The 19,437-nt window shown below is 42.0% G+C and carries 19 protein-coding genes; 7 read left to right on the forward strand and 12 right to left on the reverse strand.

The window, feature by feature from the left end; translation table 11 throughout:
- Positions 1-2: 2 nt before the first annotated feature.
- Both H6G92_RS15025 and H6G92_RS15030 read right to left on the reverse strand, forming a co-directional pair.
- Positions 3-1,214, reverse strand: a complete 1,212-nt coding sequence (locus tag H6G92_RS15025; RefSeq protein ID WP_190894470.1) for a sensor domain-containing diguanylate cyclase — start codon at positions 1,212-1,214, stop codon at positions 3-5.
- Positions 1,215-1,734: 520 nt separating this feature from the next.
- On the reverse strand, positions 1,735-2,031 hold the full coding sequence (locus H6G92_RS15030) for a hypothetical protein (protein WP_190894471.1): 297 nt from the start codon (positions 2,029-2,031) through the stop codon (positions 1,735-1,737).
- A gap of 144 nt (positions 2,032-2,175) precedes the next feature.
- Between H6G92_RS15030 and H6G92_RS15035 the strand changes: the two genes are divergently transcribed.
- Positions 2,176-2,529 (forward strand): hypothetical protein, encoded by a 354-nt coding sequence (locus H6G92_RS15035; protein ID WP_190894558.1) that lies wholly within the window; start codon positions 2,176-2,178, stop codon positions 2,527-2,529.
- 109 nt (positions 2,530-2,638) lie between these two features.
- Here the strand turns inward: H6G92_RS15035 and H6G92_RS15040 are convergent, their stop codons facing one another.
- From H6G92_RS15040 to H6G92_RS15055, 4 genes are all read right to left on the reverse strand, one after another.
- A complete protein-coding gene (locus H6G92_RS15040; RefSeq protein WP_190894472.1) occupies positions 2,639-2,869 on the reverse strand; it encodes a DUF6737 family protein in 231 nt (76 codons plus the stop codon).
- Positions 2,870-2,988: 119 nt separating this feature from the next.
- Positions 2,989-3,126, reverse strand: coding sequence for a hypothetical protein (locus H6G92_RS15045; RefSeq protein WP_190894473.1), 138 nt, complete (start codon positions 3,124-3,126; stop codon positions 2,989-2,991).
- 165 nt (positions 3,127-3,291) lie between these two features.
- A complete protein-coding gene (gene ligA / locus H6G92_RS15050; protein WP_190894474.1) occupies positions 3,292-5,328 on the reverse strand; it encodes an NAD-dependent DNA ligase LigA in 2,037 nt (678 codons plus the stop codon).
- A gap of 158 nt (positions 5,329-5,486) precedes the next feature.
- On the reverse strand, positions 5,487-5,894 hold the full coding sequence (locus tag H6G92_RS15055) for a hypothetical protein (protein ID WP_242059142.1): 408 nt from the start codon (positions 5,892-5,894) through the stop codon (positions 5,487-5,489).
- 118 nt (positions 5,895-6,012) lie between these two features.
- Between H6G92_RS15055 and H6G92_RS15060 the strand changes: the two genes are divergently transcribed.
- Entirely contained in the window at positions 6,013-7,026 is a 1,014-nt protein-coding gene (locus tag H6G92_RS15060) for a glycerophosphodiester phosphodiesterase (protein WP_190894475.1), read from the forward strand.
- 73 nt (positions 7,027-7,099) lie between these two features.
- Here the strand turns inward: H6G92_RS15060 and H6G92_RS15065 are convergent, their stop codons facing one another.
- From H6G92_RS15065 to H6G92_RS15080, 4 genes are all read right to left on the reverse strand, one after another.
- Positions 7,100-7,795: an SAM-dependent methyltransferase gene (locus tag H6G92_RS15065; RefSeq protein WP_190894476.1), complete on the reverse strand. Its 696-nt coding sequence runs from the start codon at positions 7,793-7,795 to the stop codon at positions 7,100-7,102.
- Positions 7,796-8,011: 216 nt separating this feature from the next.
- Positions 8,012-9,127 (reverse strand): iron-containing redox enzyme family protein, encoded by a 1,116-nt coding sequence (locus tag H6G92_RS15070; protein ID WP_190894559.1) that lies wholly within the window; start codon positions 9,125-9,127, stop codon positions 8,012-8,014.
- Between the two features lie 236 nt (positions 9,128-9,363).
- Entirely contained in the window at positions 9,364-11,202 is a 1,839-nt protein-coding gene (locus H6G92_RS15075; protein ID WP_190894477.1) for a peptidoglycan D,D-transpeptidase FtsI family protein, read from the reverse strand.
- Between the two features lie 243 nt (positions 11,203-11,445).
- Positions 11,446-12,144, reverse strand: coding sequence for a hypothetical protein (locus tag H6G92_RS15080; protein WP_190894478.1), 699 nt, complete (start codon positions 12,142-12,144; stop codon positions 11,446-11,448).
- A gap of 505 nt (positions 12,145-12,649) precedes the next feature.
- Here H6G92_RS15080 and H6G92_RS15085 point away from each other — a divergent pair.
- The 4 genes from H6G92_RS15085 (at position 12,650) to H6G92_RS40845 (ending at position 16,492) form a co-directional block, all read left to right on the forward strand.
- Positions 12,650-12,844 carry a hypothetical protein gene (locus H6G92_RS15085; RefSeq protein ID WP_190894479.1) on the forward strand — a complete coding sequence of 65 codons (195 nt, stop codon included), beginning with the start codon at positions 12,650-12,652 and terminating at the stop codon, positions 12,842-12,844.
- A gap of 542 nt (positions 12,845-13,386) precedes the next feature.
- Positions 13,387-13,719 carry a hypothetical protein gene (locus H6G92_RS15090; protein WP_190894560.1) on the forward strand — a complete coding sequence of 111 codons (333 nt, stop codon included), beginning with the start codon at positions 13,387-13,389 and terminating at the stop codon, positions 13,717-13,719.
- Between the two features lie 189 nt (positions 13,720-13,908).
- A complete protein-coding gene (gene glgB / locus H6G92_RS15095; protein WP_190894480.1) occupies positions 13,909-16,200 on the forward strand; it encodes a 1,4-alpha-glucan branching enzyme in 2,292 nt (763 codons plus the stop codon).
- 106 nt (positions 16,201-16,306) lie between these two features.
- Positions 16,307-16,492 carry a WD40 repeat domain-containing protein gene (locus H6G92_RS40845; protein WP_313889969.1) on the forward strand — a complete coding sequence of 62 codons (186 nt, stop codon included), beginning with the start codon at positions 16,307-16,309 and terminating at the stop codon, positions 16,490-16,492.
- A gap of 294 nt (positions 16,493-16,786) precedes the next feature.
- Here H6G92_RS40845 and H6G92_RS15105 read toward each other — a convergent pair whose 3' ends face one another.
- Together H6G92_RS15105 and H6G92_RS15110 are read right to left on the reverse strand one after the other, a co-directional pair.
- The gene (locus tag H6G92_RS15105) at positions 16,787-18,016 is read right to left on the reverse strand and encodes a tetratricopeptide repeat protein (RefSeq protein ID WP_190894481.1); all 1,230 of its coding nucleotides are present in this window, start codon (positions 18,014-18,016) and stop codon (positions 16,787-16,789) included.
- A gap of 309 nt (positions 18,017-18,325) precedes the next feature.
- Positions 18,326-18,766: a transposase gene (locus H6G92_RS15110; protein ID WP_242059143.1), complete on the reverse strand. Its 441-nt coding sequence runs from the start codon at positions 18,764-18,766 to the stop codon at positions 18,326-18,328.
- A gap of 3 nt (positions 18,767-18,769) precedes the next feature.
- Between H6G92_RS15110 and H6G92_RS15115 the strand changes: the two genes are divergently transcribed.
- A complete protein-coding gene (locus tag H6G92_RS15115) occupies positions 18,770-19,093 on the forward strand; it encodes a hypothetical protein (RefSeq protein ID WP_190894482.1) in 324 nt (107 codons plus the stop codon).
- Positions 19,094-19,437 lie beyond the last annotated feature (344 nt).

A 19,437-nucleotide genomic window follows, 5' to 3' on the forward strand; every position in this document is an offset into this window, starting at 1 on the left:
CTTCATGCAATAGATTGCCGCTTGAAACGCTTATGAGCGTACATTAATTCGTCAGACTTGGCGATTAGTTGTTCTAGTGACATATTGCTTCCTGGTGAGTAACGCTCTATCCCCATACTCATCGAAAGTTCATAGCTACGGTTTTGCTGTTGATTAAAGTTGGCGATATTTGCTTGCAAACACGCTTGGATGCTATCAGCATCCTTAAAGTAGCTGGAGATGAAAACAATAAACTCATCTCCACCCAAGCGGGCAACAATATCTGAGTTCCGAAAACTTTGTTTGAGTAATCGAGCAGCATTAACAATTAAGGCATCTCCTATGTCGTGACCAAGGGTGTCGTTAATTTGTTTTAGTCCATCTAAATCAATGAAGATAACCCAGCACAAGACTCTCAGGCGATGAGCAATTTTTAATTGTTGTTCAGCCATCAAGAAAAAGCCACGTCGGTTATGCAAACCTGTTAGTTCATCAGTCAGCGATAAATGCCTTCCTTCAATCTCTGCTTCTTTGCGGTTGCGAACTTCCTGCATGAGTTCCATCTGAGCGATCGCCTGCCGAGTTAGGCGGCGCAGTGCATCCAATTGCTGGTAACTTAAAAAGCGAGGAATGGTATCGATTACACACAACGTTCCGAGGGGAAAACCATCAGGCGTAACTAGTGGGGCACCAGCATAAAAACGAATTTTGGGATTACCTTTGACTAAGGGATTGTTAGTAAAGCGATCGTCATTGATGGCATCGGGAACCACTAATATATCCTCTGGTTGAAAAATTGCATGGGCACAAAAAGACCACTCTCTGGGTGTTTCCCTAGCTTTTAGCCCAACCTTAGATTTAAACCATTGGCGATCGGCATCAACTAAGCTAATTAAAGCTATTGGAGTCTTACAAATGTAGGCAGCAAGAGCAGTTAGGTCATCAAACGCTTCTTCAGGTAGGGTATCCAAAATATTGTAGTCCACCAATGCTTTGAGCCTTTCTGCTTCATTTTCAGGTAAAGGAACAGCTTGCTTTTTCACAGATGAGTGTCTAAACCTTAGCCAGGAAAGTCTGGTACGTTGGAAATTTTGCAACAACCGCAGGATTACCTCTCCAGCATCAAGGCTGCGTGATAGAAACATCTCTGCAACGAAAATCAAGATTCGGTTGAATATATAGAAATATTCTATTATGTGATGTTCTTCATGCCTTTGGTTTGCTCTGTTGTTCATGTCATCCTAGCTTTCACTGTGCAGATTCCCTGAGTATCTAGATACTTACAAGGTCTTGTGCCCAAAGCCAGTTTGAAAATGATCAATATAAACTAAAAATTATCAAAACTTATTATACTGTCAAAGTTCCGAGGGACGGCTTTCATCGGAACTTATTCTTTCATCAATCAATAGGCAACTAACCAGACTCACGGCAAAAATAAAAATGCGTGATCGCTAACACTAGTTCCTTAAGTTGAAAAACCCATTTTCTACAGACAAAGACCTTAGAGAATGTTTGAAAAGTATTTTTGGTAACATCTAAACCTAACCCCCCTAGCCCCCTTCTCTACAAGGAAATTGGGGTTTCAAAGCCTCTCGACCTTTCGGGGAGGCTCATGAGCGATCGCTTAACTTTGCAGCACAGTCCTGATTATCTCTGCATATAAGCGCAGAGATAATCCAATATAGGGAAACTCAAAGCCTGGAAAGCTTTGAATTAAGCATTGTCATTTGTTGTCATACAATCTCAAATGGTTGCTCAAGCCTCAAGAATGCGATCGCACTCTCTCTTGATTCCCTCTAAAACCAGAATATTTGAATATCGCAATAAAATTGGCGCTGTGCAAATATTTTTGCGAAAATTCATTTGCCCTTTGATAGAAGCAATTGGTGTGGAAACATCCTGACGCTCAGAAGTTGTCTCTGAATTCTTCTTTAGTAATGTTGCCTTGTACCAGAATAATTGGTACAAGGCAACGGTTGATACAGTTTGAAGAATCGATTTCAGCTTTGATCCTTGATATGCAAGTAATATAAGCCGTAGAAAACTTACCAACCAATTCGGCCGGATGGGTAAATTTTGCCCAAACTAAAAATTAGTAATTTTACTCAGAGGAAAATGCACGCAATATGAGCAATGCTGAACAAGCTGTGCAGAGATGAAATTACAGTTTTTAGGACAAAAATAATGGAGAGAGTAATGATTACCGAAGAAGACTTAGCCCAACAATTTACCCTTATTATTGAGCAAGCTCACCCAAGAGTGTGGGAATTACTACGCCACTGCTATGTAAAAGTGCTAAATTCTAAATTAAAAGGAGTTTATATTGCTCATGCCAAATATATAAGGATTTACTGTCCTGACAGACTGATTGCTGCTGTAGTAGCAGAAAAAAATTTACTGATAGAAGTGGCAGAATATCTGGGGCTAGTTGAAGTTGCTTGCGTGAATGCTACTAATCTGTTACACGACCCCAAATCGAAGCTTAAGAATGTTTATCCTCAGTTGTGGTTAGATTTGCTGTGGATTGTTACGCAAAAGCAAGAATTATGAAAATTGGAGTTATCTCTTCTGCTGTGCATAACTTTGCTGCTAAATTTCTTAACACGATGGAATAATTTTCTCTCCCTGGAAGAATTTCCAATAACACATTAAGCTCGAATTAGTCCTTATATGACTCCAAAATCCCACTGCGAATCATTAGTTGTGGCCAAAACAACACAAAAAATCCCATCCACGTCATTACAGGGATAGAGACGAGAACTGTTAGCCAGATAGTTTTAAAGAGTAACCAGCTACCACCAATCAGTGTTACACCTGTGAGAACTATAGACCAGGGTTGACACCACCAAGGTTTGTAGTTCCAGGGGCTTACGGGCTTTTGTTCAGACATTAGTTTTATTTAGTAAAACTCCAAATTTTCCTTTAACAATTTTTAGGGTAAATGATGTCCCAAAGTTCTAGAGTCGAACGTGTTGACTTTGCCCGCACTTCTCTACGAGAGGCTGCGCCCTAAGCGTAGCTATGCCGCAGGCTTGATAACAGAGCTACGTTACCATCACAGGCATCGCTATCAATATTATCAAGGTTTTGGTAAAATTCGTGAGAAATCTTCGCCAAAACGACCCTTGAAGGCAATCTGTGCAGCATAATCAATGTTTTACACGACATCACATTGATATGAACGTGACGCGTTGGCCAGATAAGCTGTTAAGCATTTAATTTGCACATTGAGATCGCAGGGGGCAAGGGAGAGGGTTTGCAGCTTTTATTACCATGAAAATGATGCAATTTAAATGACGATTAGCTTATGCATCAATCCTTAAGCATCTCTAATAACTGCGCCTCGCTTAATTGGTTAATTCCCAAGGAAAGTGCTTTTTCTAATTTAGAACCGGCTTCTTCTCCTACCACCAAATAATCTGTTTTTTTACTCACGGAATCAGTCAATTTTCCACCAGCTTTTTGAATCAAAGCCTTAGCTTCATCTCGCTTTAAGGTTGGTAATGTACCCGTAATTACAAAAGTTTTACCTGCAAACTTTTGATTAGCATCACCAAGTATTTTTGTTTCCTCTGTGGCAGTTAATTGTAATCCTTCAGCCTGTAAGCGTTCTATCAACCTTTGGTTGGCATCAATCCGAAACCACTGGTACACAGATTGGGCAATTTCAGCACCGATACCGTAAATTCCTTCAATATCTGATTGCTTTGCTGTAGCTAACTGGTCTACAGTAAAATATTTCTGAGTCAACAATTGTGCATTCACACTGCCAACGTGACGAATACCTAAGCCATATAATACCCTTGACCAAGGTTGGTTTTTTGATTGAGCGATCGCATCCACTAATTTCTCTGCCGACTTTTTCCCCATCCTTTCTAATGCACACAATTTCTCTGCTGTCAACTCATACAAATCAGCAACGGAATGCACCAAACTTTTATCAACGAGTTGATGCACCAGCTTTTCGCCCAAGCCTTTAATATCCAACGCATCACGACTTACCCAATGTTCAATGGAACCTTTGAGAATCGCTGCACAGGAAGCATTGACGCACCGAGTCACCGCCTCACCTGATTCTCGCACCACTGGTTGACCACAGACTGGGCAATGGGTGGGCATAACGAAAGGTTCAGTGTCAGCGGGACGAAGTTCTTTGAGTACCCTCAGCACTTCTGGGATGATTTCCCCAGCTTTGCGGACAATGACAGTATCGCCAATGCGAATGTCTAATTGAGTAATGCGATCGCTATTGTGTAAAGTCGCGCGAGAAACTGTTGTCCCCGCCAATTGCACAGGGCGCATCTCGGCTAACGGCGTTAACGCCCCCGTTCGTCCCACATTCACAGCAATATTTTCCACACGAGTGGGTGCTTCTTCGGCTGCGTACTTTAAAGCGATCGCCCAGCGAGGAAATTTCTGCGTAAAGCCTAGCTGTTCCTGAAGTTTAAAAGAATTCAGTTTTACTACTACCCCATCAGTCATGTAGGGTAAATTCAGCCGTTCCGTATCCCAGTATTCATAATATTTTGCCACTTCTGCGATCGAGGCACACAGTTTATGGTTGGGGTTGACTCGAAAACCCATCTTTTCCAATAACTCCAAAGCTTCCCATTGGGTATTGGCAATACTAGTGTCATCTCTACCAGGAATGTGCAAGGTGTAGCCAAAGAAATCTAACCGCCGTTTAGCGACAATGCGCGAGTCTAGTTGCCTGAGTGTACCAGCTGCGGCATTACGGGGATTGGCAAATAACTGCTCACCCGCTTTTTGTCTTTCCTCGTTAATTTGTTTAAATACTTCCAACGGCAAAAAGGCCTCGCCGCGTACTTCCACCCTTTCTAGAATTTCTAACCCTTCAAAATTCAAACGCAAGGGAATTGAGCGAATTGTCCGCACATTTTGGGTGATATCTTCACCTGTTACCCCATCACCCCTAGTTGCACCCCTAACTAGAATGCCATTTTGATAGGTAAGAGCCAAAGCCGAACCATCAATTTTGAGTTCACTGACATATTCCACCGAGTCTATTTTCGGTACCTGTCGCCGCCAACGCTGATCCCAGGCTTGCAACTCATCGATATTAAATGCATTCTCTAGACTGTACAAGGGGATATTATGCCGCACCGAGGTAAACTGCGTTGCTGGCCTCTCACCCACGCGCTGAGTCGGACTATCGGGAGTCGCCAATTCTGGATATTGAATTTCCAGTTGTTGCAATTCTCGATATAGCTGGTCATAGACTGCATCCTCCATAATTGGAGCATCTAAAACGTAATAAGCTAAACTTGCTTGTTGCAATAACTGGCGCAGTTCTTCTATGCGTTTTACTTCCGGCTTAATCTGGGTCATTAGACTTATTACAAAATACCTAGGGAATAGAATAACCTGCTTATGCAGGCTTTGTTTTGGTAGCCGCGACTTGTAGTTGTTGGGATTTAGCGATCCCAGTCTTCGACTTCATATAAAAATCGAGTTTTGCCAATCAGTTTACGATTAGCAGAGGTACTTTAGACAAACACAACATACTTTTCTAGGTTACTAGGTTTAATACGAATCTTTGTATCCATCGGTAGACCTAACATTTCTCGTGCAGCGCCACCTTCAAACAAATCACCCGTTGCCTGATCCATTAGGTTAATTTCCTTTTTAACCTGGATAGTTTCTATTTTTGTAAATGATAAAGATTGGGATTTATGTAATACTAATTCGTAAAACTCTGGTGCATCTTTGCCACCAGTAGGTTCGACATTTTGCACACAATCACATATATTAAATGTTTTGGTGAAATAAGTGGAGCCTGCATCACAATAGTCACCATGAGCAATAATCCCAATCCGAATCAAGGGAATTTCATCTATCAGTCTGGTAAAGGTATTTTCGATTTTTCGCCGTACCTGGGTAAGGCAAGGGTACATACTTCCGATTGTATCAAAAATAAAAACAATTTCAAGATAATTACTTACCATCTGCTCACCTAAATGAATATTTAATTTTTTAATTTTTAACTTACAAAATTACAAATGGTACCCAATTATGGTTAAAGATTTTACAGGGAAGCCCCCAATTATCATTGCTCACCGAGGCGCTAGTGGTTATCGTCCAGAACATACTTTAGCTGCTTATGAATTAGCAATCGCACTGGGCGCTGATTATATTGAACCTGATTTAGTTTCCAGCAAAGACGGTGTTTTAATTGCTCGTCACGAAAATGAGATTTCCGAAACCACCGACGTTGCTAGCCATGCAGAATTTGCTCACCGTCGAACCACCAAAATTATTGATGGCGAATCCAAAACTGGCTGGTTTACCGAAGACTTTACCCTGGTAGAACTGAAAACACTACGAGCCAAAGAGCGAATTCCTGAAGTGCGATCGCAAAATACCGCCTATGATGGACTCTTAGAAATTCCCACTCTCCAAGAAATCATCGATTTAGTTAAGGCTAAAAGTGCTGAAATTAATCGTGCGATCGGCATTTACCCAGAAACTAAGCACCCAACTTACTTTAAATCTATTGGGTTAGCCCTAGAAGAACCCCTATTGGCAACTTTGACAGCCAACGGTTATCAGGGCGCTAATGCACCTATTTTCATCCAGTCTTTTGAAGTGAGTAATTTACAAGATTTATCTACAAAGACAGATTTACCTCTGGTGCAATTGCTGAATAACAGTGGTAAACCTTATGATTTTGTCGTTAGTGGCGATGAACGCACTTATGCAGATTTAGTCACTGCATCAGGTTTAGAAGAAATTTATAAATATGCACAGGCCGTTGGAATTCATAAAAATTTACTGGTTCCGAGAGACAGTAATGGTAAATTGCAATCGCCTACATCTTTAGTCATTGATGCTCATACGGTTGGTTTGCTGGTTCATGTCTGGACTTTCCGCAATGAGGACTGTTTTTTGCCACTGGACTTTCAAGGAAATCCCCAAGGGGAATATGAGCTATTTTTGAGCTTAGGTGTTGATGGCGTATTTAGCGACTACCCGGATACGGTTTTTGCTGTGAATGAAAATTTCCGATTTAAACTTTGTTCTCCATAAAATCAAATTTGCAGCCATGAAAAACAAGATTCCCAACTTTTTAAATAAGTTGGGAATCTGAGTCTATAGATTTTCACAAACTAGTCATAACCTGAGCTAATTGATTAGATAAATCAATTGCATAATCCTGGCATTTGTTAAATAAAACGCCAGCTAAAAAATAATAATCGCCAGAATAAAATGCCATCTTGTTTTTTCGGAGTTTTTCTATGTGGTTCTTTACCTTGGGATCAGAACTATAGTAGCCGAACTGCAAAGGTAACACCATGAAATTTTGAACACAATAACCGTTCTGTTTTGCTAGGTTTAGAGTACTTGTTGGATTAGAAAAACTAGATATTAAAACCAACACATTTTCATAACCTAACGACAAAAGATCGTTGGTAACTGTGGCTCCATCTACGCCCCCAAATAAAAGTGGCATATAAATATCATTATCTGGTGCGGGGAGATATGGTGGATTGGCTACAAGATACTCAGCATCGGGTTGAGAAGAATTAAACAAACATGAATTATGGATTATGTATTTATTAGTGAGATTATATTCATCAATGGTTGAATTTGCGACTTTCCATGCAGAGGTATTTAATTCAAATCCCTGAATTACTCCATCAAACTTGTTTTTCAATAAAGAATTAATTACAGGGCTACCATCTCCTGATCCAAACTCCACAATAGACTCGTAGCTTTTGCAATTTCTGATCACAAAACTGTCTAAGCAGTTTGAGTAGAAATTAGATTCTTCAGGGCAAAAAAAGATATCTTTCATTTGACTGCAATTTAAGGTGTAAGGTATAATCATCAATGTAATAAAAAGTTATTTACTGCCTTAATATCAAGACAATAAATAACCATTCCTTTAGTCAAGAAGTCCTCACTAAAGAAATTGGGTTGTATGTGGATTAGCAATAGGATGATTTAGAAACATCAAATTAGAAATGCCAGAAAAACTCTGCCATTTTTAATTTCTAATTTTTTAGATTTCTTAGATAAGTAAGGCGGATTGTTTGGCTTCGCGTATCGATCGCACAACAGCAGCACCAGCGCGATCGCTCATGAGTTTCTGCTGGTCATACCCAAGCACCAGTTCCCATGCATCATTGGGATATCGTTCTGCTAATGGCAAAGCCACATCATCTAACATCCAACGGCCGTGGCGTTCATCTTCCCTGATGTGCAGTTCCCAATAACCCACCGCTACTTCTGAAAGTCCCAGTCGTTGCGCCGCCATCATATAATTTTTGTAAACCGCAGGGCCAGCCACTTCAAAATAGGTCAAACCGCCGCTGTAACGCAAGAAATAGCGTTTGCGTTCAGTCACCAGAAAATTATGATTTGTAGAAGCCAAAACTTCCCAAGGTACTAAATCGAAATATGCCTCTGGTTCAGTATTCATTCCAAATTCAGCAAGCATTTGGGCAAAAAATGTAGAGTGCTTGCGAGATAAACGACCATTGCCGTATTCTTCTATTAGTACTCGCATCAGGGTACACTGCACTTCATTAGCAACACCACCCAAAATGCGCGAAAGATGACTAGCTTCAACCAAGCCATCAAAAGAGCCGATCGCTAGCAGGTGACGATAGCCGGCTTCAGTCATTTCCTCACGAATATAGCGACTACTGTCCGACAAAGGCGGATCTAAATCGGCAGATGTGCGCTCAATTAGCGCTTGTTTTACATCTAATAGTTGCAATGCAGCTACATCGATTTGTGCCAGTTCCCACTTTTGCCAAGCAGCTTCAATTTGGTCACGACATGAACACAAGTAAAGCGATCGCTCGTTGATATAGTGCCGCAAATCGTCGTACCAAAACAGTTTTAGCCGATTAATTCGATAAAGTATTCGTTGGAGAAAACGGTGAGCCTGTTCATCAGAGCGATCGTTTTTATAGGCGGCGCGAATTGCCCTTGAGAGCGCCTGTTCAAACTCACTAGCTATTGCAGGTTTTACATCTAGTTGATGATCCAAATCCTCCATTGCTAGCAGTTCTATAAATTGTTCCTCAGCACGGTCGTAGTTGGTAATTGTTCTTTCTTCTGTTTGCGTGCTCTTTTTCGCAGCTCCAGCGTTAGGAAATATAACTAAATTGCTTTGCATGGAATCTTTGGTAGATTTGGAAAAGTAAGAAATTAGTTTCATCTCTAATACTTAACTTCCCACACGAGTAGCTTTCTCTACCTCTTTCCTTGGTTATAAAGAAAGATTAAGTCTAGAGGAAAAAAGGAAAAGGGCATTGGGGACAAGGGGAAGGGAAAGACTTGTTGCATGTTCTCACTTAAGTCACCTTGTCCCCTCGTCTCCCCTGCCCCTCTGCTTCCTCATCTCCCCACTCCCTACGGCGCTTTCGGCTGCTGCTCAATCTCCTTACTGGGCGGAATCTCCTCAAGAGGAATCAGTGCTTCGATCACCGACTTCACAATTGGTGCGGCGACAGTAGAACCATAGGCACTTTCTCCTTTTGGCTCATCCACCAGTGCGAACACTACATATCGAGGAGATTCCACAGGCAAAATAGCCACGAAGCTGGTCATTCTAGCACCCTTGATATAGCCACCATTAGGACTTGCTTTTTGGGCTGTACCAGTTTTACCAGCAATGCGATATCCCGGAATTTGTGACGGCTTCCCGCTACCTTCATCGACAACAGTTTCCATCATTTCCACAACCTTTTGGGCTGTTGCGGCTGAGAAAATTTGGCGTGGTATGGTGCGAGAGGGTGAATCATGCATCTGCCCTTTGGTATCAATCAGCCCTCGAACTACATGGGGTGTTACCAACTTCCCACCATTGGCTAAAGCACCGTGCATTTGCACTAGCTGTAACGGTGTCATAGAAAAGCCTTGCCCAAAGGAAGTAGTAGCTGGTTCAATTGGCGAAGCGATAAATTCTTCTTGACTTTTGAGCCGACCACCAACTTCAAAAGGTAAATCTGTATCAACTTTTTGTCCTAGCCCCAAGCGTTCTAGCCAGTTGTAGTAGATTGAAGGCTTTAAACGTTGGATAATTTGCACCATGCCAATGTTGCTGGAATTTTGCAAGATTTGAGCAATGTTGATTTGCCCATAACCATTGTTCATAGCATTTTTGATGGTGTAATTAGCTACTCGAATGGAACCGGAGTCATTAAACATATCATCTGCTTTGATGACACCATTCTCTAGAGCGATCGCCACATTCAAAGGCTTAAAAGTCGATCCCGGTTCATAAAGATCCGCCACCGTCCAGTTTTTAAATAGCGAGATATTAGCTTTAGCGTATTCATTAGGGTTATAGGTAGGCTGAGAAACGAGGGCGAGTAAGGAACCATCCAACGCATCCATTACAATTACCGCCCCACGTTTGGCGTCAAACTTTTCCATCTGCTGTTTAAGCGTAACGCGGGCAATTCGTTGCAGACGGCTATCGATAGTGAGTTGCAGCCGCAAATCATCAAAATGTAAAAAACCTTCGGGCGCATGATCCGGCATCACGGCCCCATTACCCGACCGACTGAGCCGCACCGTTTGCACAGGACGTTCTAGCAACTTCTCTTGAGAGTATTCCACACCCGCTTGACCACGACGGTCAATATTCACATAACCCACCACGTCAGAAACCAAATCGTCTGACGGATAAAATCGGGAGTATTTTTGAATTAACTCCAAGCCATTTAAGCGCAAAGAAGTGACGCGATCAATAATTTCTTCGGGTAGGGCTGGAGTAAGTATAATTCCACTTCTTTTGCTTTGAAAAGTTTTCACCAATTCAGCAGTATCTTTTGCCAATATTGGGGCAAGTCGCTCTGCTATCTCTTCATTAGACTTATCAAACAGCTTGGGATGAGCGTACAAAGTATATACAGGACGGTCAATCGCCAACAGATTACTATTGCGATCTACCACCGGGCGACGGGGCATAAAAGGTCGCAAATTCATCATTTGCTGGTTTCGTGCCTGCTGGGTTAACTTTGGGCCCTTGACAATTTGCAGATTATACAATTTGATACCCAAGCCCAACCCTGCTGCCATTAATATGCTCCATACTATGAACAGTCGGGACTTGGTATTGGATGTTTGTTCTTGGATACTAGAGGCAAGTGTTCCCAAGAACCCTCGTTTAGAATCCTTCTGTCGCCTTTTGAATGCTGGATTCCGAAACTTTCTCAATTTTGTTCTACTTGGTGACTTCTGCATTGATTTCGTCCTTTGTCATTAGTCATTTGTCATTTGCCACAAGTCTGAGTCGTAACGACTAATGACTAATGACTCTTAGCCTTTTACCTATTCTCCAAAATCAAGCTGAAGTAGGAACTCAGATTACAGCGTTTTTCATATAACTTTTGAACCAAAATCTTTCCTAGGGAGGCATACAGTATGGTTTAATTACCTGAAAATTGCTATAAATCGACCTTCTGAATTACGAATTACGAATTACGATTAATATCCCAATGGCGAGAGTATTTGCTGTTGCGTTTCAGAATTTGGCGTTGTGTTAGACGATACTGGCTTAGGGCTATGAGATGCTGGAGGCAAGAAAATCATCCCTTGAGGAGTCGGGGATACCAGATTTGCTGTTGATTCTTCTGCGTCCTTAGCCATTTTATTTATCAACGTCGCGTTGGTTGTCGTCAGCAGCCGCTCATGACGTTGGAGGTTTTGCAGTCTGCGATATGACTTACTCCAAAGGTCTTGAGAATATACTGTCCAGCCATAAACAGCAAGTGTCGATGCTACTAACAAGAACGCTAAAACGGTCGAATAACGATGAAAGGTATACAAGCGCAGCAACCATAAAGGTGCCGCCCCAGAATTAGGCATTATGGGAAAGCGAAGAAAACCTACTCCCGGAGTCTTCTGGTTTGCACTCGACTGCTCATTGAGATTTGGCACTTGTTGTCTATCCAAGTGTTTCACCGATTTGGTTATCACTGCCTCATTTGTGGGAGAAACCGCGAGATTTTTCGAGGAACGCTGTCGTCTTTGAGAGGATACTGGTGCGGCTTTGGCAGCGGCTATAGGAGCGCTCTGGGCTGCCGACTCCAGACGCGCAGAGCGTCGCCTCCCTAAAGAAAGGATAGAATCTCGCCGGAACCAATTACCCCTTGTAGAAACAGCAGATTTACGAGCAACTACCATAAATTTTTTAGATGGAAAATACTGTACTTTAGATTGATTGTCTTAATTGTCTGTTTTTGCTTAGGTTAAAATCGCCTTCTGTGCAATAAGCACACATAACACACTACACCCTTTTAACTGTTCTGATAGGTAGCTGTACCAATGTTTGCATCCTCTAAATATTGCAATGTTTGCAATCAGCGATTAGCAACTGGACAGCTTGTACTTTAGGTATTGCAACTAAAGTATGGCAACGCGGAGCAGCAAGGTGCAATACTCCGTGAAAAAAATAAAATTTTTTGCTATGATAGCTCGGTTTGCTAAAAAATTTGGTAATCTCCGTTTTGCTCCTGAGTTAAGAGAAACTAATCAGATGGCTGTATGATAACCAATCCGAAAAAGAATACCCCAAAGGATTGTTTTTTTGAAGTATGTAATCTCACAGGATTTAAAAAAAAGCAATAAATACGGTATCGTATTCAACAGGTGAAAAATTGTTCTAGCCACAATTGGTGAAAGAGGAGTTATGAAAACAAAAATCTTTGGTTTGGCTCTAATGTTAAGTCTGGCTACAATTCTCGGAGCCTGTGAAGGTGGCGGTGATGGTGCTGGTACTAGTACTCCAGCTGCTACAGGTGAACCAACTGATGCACCTCCTGTTGGGTCTACACCTGCTACTACTCCCGCAGTGACTCCCGCTACCACTGCTACTCCTAAATAAGGCATCTTAAACTTTAGTTTAAATCACGCCTAAAACTGCTTTGTGAGAAAGTTCCTCACTACATAGCTTGAATTAATTAGGTTCACGTGAAAACCTACATCCTTATGTTGGTGTATCAGAGCCTAGAGTTTGCTCAAAATCAGCTAAGTAGGTAGGAAGTAGAGGACACTGGTGAAGAGGATTACGTCCTCAACCAAGTGTCCCGCTCAAATTTGCACCTAACCGAATCTTGTTCCACGTTCAAACGAGTAGAGTTCTGTAAATCTAAGCTATCTTGTAGGCAAAGTAGTTCTTTCGTTTGGTGCTGGGAATGCCTTAGATTCCTAAGTTTTGATCGGGCAAAACAATTAATCGCGATCGCTGGCAATTGCTCTTGAGCATTCCCTGTACTCTATTCCGTATCAGAAGAGACCTGGTGATGTCCCTTGATATTGCCAGATTTTTATTGGGAAAATTCTAATGTCTAGTTTGAAAATTGGGCATTGGCCATTGGGTGCGTGAAAAACAGATTTTCATCCTGCGTTGTGAGCGCAGTTCAGGAGATGGGGAGAGTTAAAGCGAGAAAGTTAATAAAATTACTGGGCTTAATTGTGATTACCGCAACCTTTGTTATATTAAGTAGCAATTGGGGATCAGCAGTAATAGCATTACCGCCACCAGAGGATACGCCAGAAGAAATATTACGCACAAAGATTATCATAGAAGCGCGATCGCCTATTGATGGAAAATTCCTAACAGCTGCCGAATACATCCAATTACAAGCCCAGCTGCAAAAAGCCCCGCCACCAAAACTAGATCCCAAAATTCGGGAACAGATTTTCTTGCTTCGCATACGTAAAACGTTACTTCAGTTTTTCCCATTTTTAAATTTTTGATAAATTACTCAAGGGTCAAAAGTCAAAAGCTTTCCCACATCTCCCCCACTCCCCACCTCCTAAAAAGACTGATGTCTCATTCTGATGTAGGATAACGGTGGCGACAAAATTGCAAATAAATGTAAAGAATATATATAGATATTAAAAAAGTAGATTTAGTCAATCACGTTATTTCACTTAGGTAGCTTCATGTCCATGACCACGATCGCCCCTGAACAGGTTAACAGCATCGTTTGGAATCAGCATAACGATCCCTTTGAAATATTAGGTTCTCATCCCATAGAACAAGATGGCAAAACTGTCTGGGCTGTGCGGGCCTATCTACCAAATGCAAGTGCAGTATGGGTGGTTCTTCCTGAACAACGCAAGGAATACCCAATGCAAACAGTGCATCATCCCCACTTTTTTGAATGCACGATTGAAACCGCAGAACTGGCAAACTACCAGTTACGGATTAAAGAAGGGGAACATGAGCGAGTCACCTATGACCCTTACGCTTTCCGTTCTCCTAACTTGACAGACTTTGATTTGCATTTGTTTAGTGAAGGCAACCATCACCGGATATATGAAAAACTGGGAGCGCACCCCACGGAAATAGGCGGCGTTAAAGGCGTTTATTTTGCAGTTTGGGCACCTAACGCTCGCAACGTTTCATTGTTGGGAGACTTCAACCTCTGGGATGGACGGAAACACCAAATGCGTAAAGGCCCCACCGGGGTTTGGGAATTGTTTATTCCTGAAATCGGTGTGGGAGAGCATTACAAATATGAAATCAAAAATTTTGAAGGGCACATTTACGAAAAATCTGATCCCTATGGTTTTCAGCAGGAACCCCGCCCAAAAACCGCATCCATTGTCACTGATTTAAATTCTTACAGTTGGAGTGACAAAGACTGGATGGAGAAGCGGCGTCACACTGACCCCCTCACCCAGCCTGTCTCAGTCTATGAAGTGCATTTAGGCTCTTGGTTACACGCTTCAAGTGCGGAACCAGCGAAACTGCCCAATGGTGAAACTGAACCGGTAGTTGTCGTTTCTGAACTAAAGCCCGGCGCACGCTTCCTTACCTACCGGGAATTAGCAGACCGACTCATTCCTTATGTCAAAGAATTGGGATACACCCATCTAGAATTGCTACCCATTGCAGAGCATCCCTTTGATGGTTCTTGGGGTTATCAAGTAACCGGGTACTATGCCCCCACCTCCCGTTTTGGCAGCCCCGAAGATTTCATGTATTTTGTTGATAAATGTCACCAAAATGATATAGGGGTAATTGTAGATTGGGTTCCCGGTCACTTCCCCAAAGATGGACATGGTTTAGCTTTCTTTGATGGTAGCCACCTCTACGAACACGCTGACCCCCGCAAGGGCGAACACAAAGAATGGGGTACTTTGGTGTTCAACTACGGTCGCCATGAAGTTAGTAATTTTCTCGCAGCAAATGCCCTCTTCTGGTTTGACAAGTACCACATTGATGGAATTCGTGTTGATGCTGTTGCCTCAATGCTCTATAACGACTATTGCCGCAAACCAGGAGAATGGTTGCCCAACCAGTACGGCGGCAGAGAAAATCTAGAAGCAGCAGATTTTCTGCGTCAGGTAAATCACATTATCTTTAGTTATTTCCCTGGTATTCTCTCAATTGCTGAAGAATCTACTTCCTGGCCAATGGTATCTTGGCCCACCTACACAGGGGGACTGGGCTTTAATTTGAAGTGGAATATGGGCTGGATGCACGATATGCTGGATTACTTCAGCATGGACCCTTGGTTCCGCCAGTTCCACCAAAACAACATCACCTTTAGTATGTGGTACAACCACAGCGAGAACTTTATGCTGGCTCTGTCCCACGATGAAGTCGTGCATGGCAAGAGCAATATCATCGGCAAAATGCCGGGGGATACATGGCAAAAGTTAGCTAATATCCGTTGTTTATTTAGCTATATGTTTGCTCACCCAGGCAAAAAAACCATGTTTATGAGCATGGAATTTGGGCAGTGGAGTGAGTGGAATGCTTGGGCAGATTTGGAGTGGCATTTATTGCAGCATGAAGCCCACCAACAGTTAAAAACGTTTTTCCAGGAATTGAACCATCTCTACCGTTCTGAACCAGTTTTGTACACCCAGGATTTTGCTGAACCTGGGTTTGAGTGGATTGACTGTAGCGATAATCGCCATAGTGTAGTTTCCTTCATCCGTCGTGACAAGGATTCTGATGATTTTGCGATCGTCGTTTGCAATTTTACACCACAACCCCATTCTCACTACCGCATAGGTGTACCGCAAAAGGGATTTTACACCGAGTTGTTCAATAGTGATGCGCGTCAGTATGGCGGCAGTAATATGGGCAATTTAGGCGGTAAGTGGACGGATGATTGGTCTTTGCACAGTCGTCCCTATTCGCTGGATTTGTGTTTGCCACCTTTGGGAGTATTAATTCTCAAGTTGGATAAGAAGAAGACTGCTGAGGCATTGGAATAACGATGAAGGGTGGGCGATGCCCCACCCTACATAAAATAAATTTCACCTATTCACAACTACTCATCTCAGCTCTCTGTAGACATCTCTAGAAATTAAAGATGCGGTTATTTCTGTTGCTATTAACCCCGATGGAGAGACTTTAGTGAGTGGGAGTGCTGATAAAACTATCAAAATTTGGAATTTGCAAACAGGTAAGTTGCAAAATACTCTCAGCGGGCATACTAAATCGGTTTGGCGAGTAGCTTTGAGTCAGGATGGCAAGACTACATCAAAGAGTATTTTTATTAGTTGAAATCAAAACCCCCCAAACCAAATAGATAATTTGGCTCAGGGGATTTTGCTATGTGGTGTTCCGAGGAGTTATTCGGATCTATCACCTTAAAAAATAGTTGTGGAAATATCAGGTAGGAATCGGGTAAAAATCGGGTATATAATCAAAAGCCAGAAATTAAAGCTGCTTCAGGCGATAGCTTAGTCCGTGAACTGTCTCAATAAAATCATTAGCAGCTTGTAACAGAGGTGATAATATTGGCACTATTGTAACTAATCAAGTTTTTCAATTCCCATTCAACTATCTAAATATTAGCTACAAATTTGCTTTCGAGACTTTTTCAATTTGCCCAGTAAAGTATGCTTCCTGATGTTTGAGTTGTTGCGCTATTTCTAATCCTTTTTGAAAAGCTGTTAGTGCTTGAGAAAATTCTTTGCGTTCTAGATACAATTGCCCAATTTGATCATAAGCTTGCATCAGCCCGTAAAAGTTCGCAGCTTGTGCCTCTGTCTGCACAAGAATTTGGCTAGCCTGCAAAGCCTCGTCCGTTTGTCCTTGAGAACGGTACAGCGCAATTAACTTTTGCAAAGCTTCACCAGCCCGAACGTACTCCTGTAATTGCCAAGCTGTGATATAAGCTTGTTGATAATTGTTAAAAGCTTCTAGCAGTAAGTTAGGGTTTTCCATTGCTAGAGATTCGTAATTTGAAGCGATCGCTAGCTTTAATTCTGGTATTTCAGTAAGATTATTTTCATTGATGTAAATTTCTGCTAATTTATTAAGTACATTCAATGACTGCTGCGGTTTTTTTGTCTGCTCGTAAATGTAAGCCAGCCGTTTCAGATATGTTACCTCGTTTACACGTTCGCCTTGAGAAGTAGCTAAACCCAATAATTCCTCGTAGATTGGGGCGGCTTTGGGATAATCAAACCAACTCAAATGTAGTTCCCCAATTGTCTTGAGGTTTTCTACTACTGCGGTTGTATTTTTTTGCTCTCGCACCACTAACAAAACTTGGTCATAAGCTTCAACAGCTAGTTTAGGCGATCGCACATTTTGGTAAGCCTCACCTAGCGATCGCCACAATTCTAGATCAATTTGGGCAGTTTTTTTCTGAGATTGTGCCTGCTTTTGAATTGCTTGCAATCGCTGCGTAATATATTGTACTTCTTGCCCATCATTTTGCAGCCAAGCGATCGCCCCGACTCGTGATAGTGCTTGCACCTCTGCTAATGAACCTAAAAAGCGCCGCAAGCGAAGTTCCCGGTTCCAAATTTCAAACGCCGCCACCTGATCTCCTGCTTGCAGTTTCGCTGCTGCTTCTTGATTTAAGGCATCGAGCGCTGGTTCTAACTTTTGCTGTTCTTGGAGAGTTAACGGCTGTTTATCCTTGGGCAAACGTGGTAGCAGTGGATCGGGTGTGGTAATTTCTAGGGGACTAGGTGGAAATCTATCCGGTGGTGTGGGCTTTTTAGTCTGTGCCAGCGTCAAGGAACTGCTAAAGAGTATAGCAGCAGTCACAATCCCAATTAAGCGCCTGAGCATGGTTACTTTACCTTGCCTTGAGTTAGTTACATGAGTTAATTATCCCCATGTCCTATTATTTTTACCTTATTTCAGCAATTCCGAAGCATCACAGTCGTTGAGTGCAACGATCGCATCAGCATATTCTTTTGGATATGTGCGCTCACTCTTAAATGACAGAACTGGAACAAGCTTGCATCAAATTTGGTTTGACACACGGACAGATTGACTGGCTCAGTTTCAGCACGACTCCATACATGAATCTATCCCACTAATAAAATTTTGTTAATCCAGATATGGATTGTGGCAAGGGAGAGAAAAGCATTGAACCTATCCCACTAATAATATTTTGTTAATCCAGATGTGGATGGTAGCGAGGTCAATAAATGCATCAAAATAAACTTTTCGACGTTCCCATCTGACCACAAGACGACGGTATTTGCGTTGATACCAAGCGAAACACCGCTCTTGTTGAAATCTAGGAACAGAAATTTTGATGGGTCTTCCTCTGTTTTTCTTGGTTTTCCAAACTCGTTTTGGCCATTGAGGGCGAATACCTCTTTTGCGTAGAGCAGCACGTTTTTCTTTGGAGTCATAACCTTTATCAGCAGCCAGTACTTTGATTCGCTTACGTGGTCTACCAGGTTTTAATGTTTTAAGTTTGACTTTATCGAGTAAGGGTATTACTTGTTCTCGCTCGTTACCGTTGGCGGGAGTGGTGGAGTTAGCTAGCGGCATTCCATTGCCTTCAGTCAGGGTGTGAATGAGCATCTAATGCAATACGTTCTAGATTACGCACGGCATCAGAAGTTTGCAGGTGTCAGGTTAGTACAAGCTGCCTATAATAGTAGTTCATTATTTTTATATACCAAGCTCGGATTTCACGTGCGAGAACCACTTGTTGTTTTAAAAGGTACAGCGCTTCAACTTAAAGTTTTAGGATATGTGGTTCGTGCAGCAACAAAGCCAGATATTGATATCTGCAACAAACTGTGTTTTCAAATTCATGGTCATGTTTGTCATCTTGAATTACTTGATGCGATTGAGCAACAAACGCTTACAGTAGTTGAACATAACGGTCATACCAATTCTCTATGAAGATGCACAGAATCAAACACTTGAAACTCCATGCCGGACAAGGAAATTATTCTATGCAGCCTCACATAAATTTGGTATTATACAAAAATTCGTGGTCTTGTGGTTCATTGTGTTTTTAAAGAGAATGTCTAAGCCATGACTGGAGATTAGCTGTATATCTAACTACGTTAGAAAGAAGGCGCGTCCATGTCGATTTATTTTCATCGTTAGACTGTAAACCCTATAACCCACAGCGTACACCCAATCTAAGCCCTAGCGATAGCCGTTTCTACGTCAATTGAAACAAGTTTATTTAATTTTGAGAGATTAATCTCTGAATTAATGAGATATTAAGTTGAAAACGG

The sequence above is a fragment of the Nostoc foliaceum FACHB-393 genome (assembly GCF_014698505.1).
Taxonomy (GTDB): Bacteria; Cyanobacteriota; Cyanobacteriia; order Cyanobacteriales; family Nostocaceae; genus Nostoc; species Nostoc foliaceum_A.

Bases quoted from the DNA above. Each gene is read 5' to 3' on its own strand.
- H6G92_RS15025 (WP_190894470.1), bottom strand. From the start codon at position 1,214: ATGAACAACAGAGCAAACCAAAGGCATGAAGAACATCACATAATAGAA.
- H6G92_RS15035 (WP_190894558.1), top strand. From the start codon at position 2,176: ATGATTACCGAAGAAGACTTAGCCCAACAATTTACCCTTATTATTGAG.
- H6G92_RS15040 (WP_190894472.1), bottom strand. From the start codon at position 2,869: ATGTCTGAACAAAAGCCCGTAAGCCCCTGGAACTACAAACCTTGGTGG.
- H6G92_RS15045 (WP_190894473.1), bottom strand. From the start codon at position 3,126: ATGCTGCACAGATTGCCTTCAAGGGTCGTTTTGGCGAAGATTTCTCAC.
- ligA (WP_190894474.1), bottom strand. From the start codon at position 5,328: ATGACCCAGATTAAGCCGGAAGTAAAACGCATAGAAGAACTGCGCCAG.
- H6G92_RS15055 (WP_242059142.1), bottom strand. From the start codon at position 5,894: ATGTACCCTTGCCTTACCCAGGTACGGCGAAAAATCGAAAATACCTTT.
- H6G92_RS15060 (WP_190894475.1), top strand. From the start codon at position 6,013: ATGGTTAAAGATTTTACAGGGAAGCCCCCAATTATCATTGCTCACCGA.
- H6G92_RS15065 (WP_190894476.1), bottom strand. From the start codon at position 7,795: ATGAAAGATATCTTTTTTTGCCCTGAAGAATCTAATTTCTACTCAAAC.
- H6G92_RS15070 (WP_190894559.1), bottom strand. From the start codon at position 9,127: ATGCAAAGCAATTTAGTTATATTTCCTAACGCTGGAGCTGCGAAAAAG.
- H6G92_RS15075 (WP_190894477.1), bottom strand. From the start codon at position 11,202: ATGCAGAAGTCACCAAGTAGAACAAAATTGAGAAAGTTTCGGAATCCA.
- H6G92_RS15080 (WP_190894478.1), bottom strand. From the start codon at position 12,144: ATGGTAGTTGCTCGTAAATCTGCTGTTTCTACAAGGGGTAATTGGTTC.
- H6G92_RS15085 (WP_190894479.1), top strand. From the start codon at position 12,650: ATGAAAACAAAAATCTTTGGTTTGGCTCTAATGTTAAGTCTGGCTACA.
- H6G92_RS15090 (WP_190894560.1), top strand. From the start codon at position 13,387: ATGGGGAGAGTTAAAGCGAGAAAGTTAATAAAATTACTGGGCTTAATT.
- glgB (WP_190894480.1), top strand. From the start codon at position 13,909: ATGTCCATGACCACGATCGCCCCTGAACAGGTTAACAGCATCGTTTGG.
- H6G92_RS15105 (WP_190894481.1), bottom strand. From the start codon at position 18,016: ATGCTCAGGCGCTTAATTGGGATTGTGACTGCTGCTATACTCTTTAGC.
- H6G92_RS15110 (WP_242059143.1), bottom strand. From the start codon at position 18,766: ATGCTCATTCACACCCTGACTGAAGGCAATGGAATGCCGCTAGCTAAC.
- H6G92_RS15115 (WP_190894482.1), top strand. From the start codon at position 18,770: ATGCAATACGTTCTAGATTACGCACGGCATCAGAAGTTTGCAGGTGTC.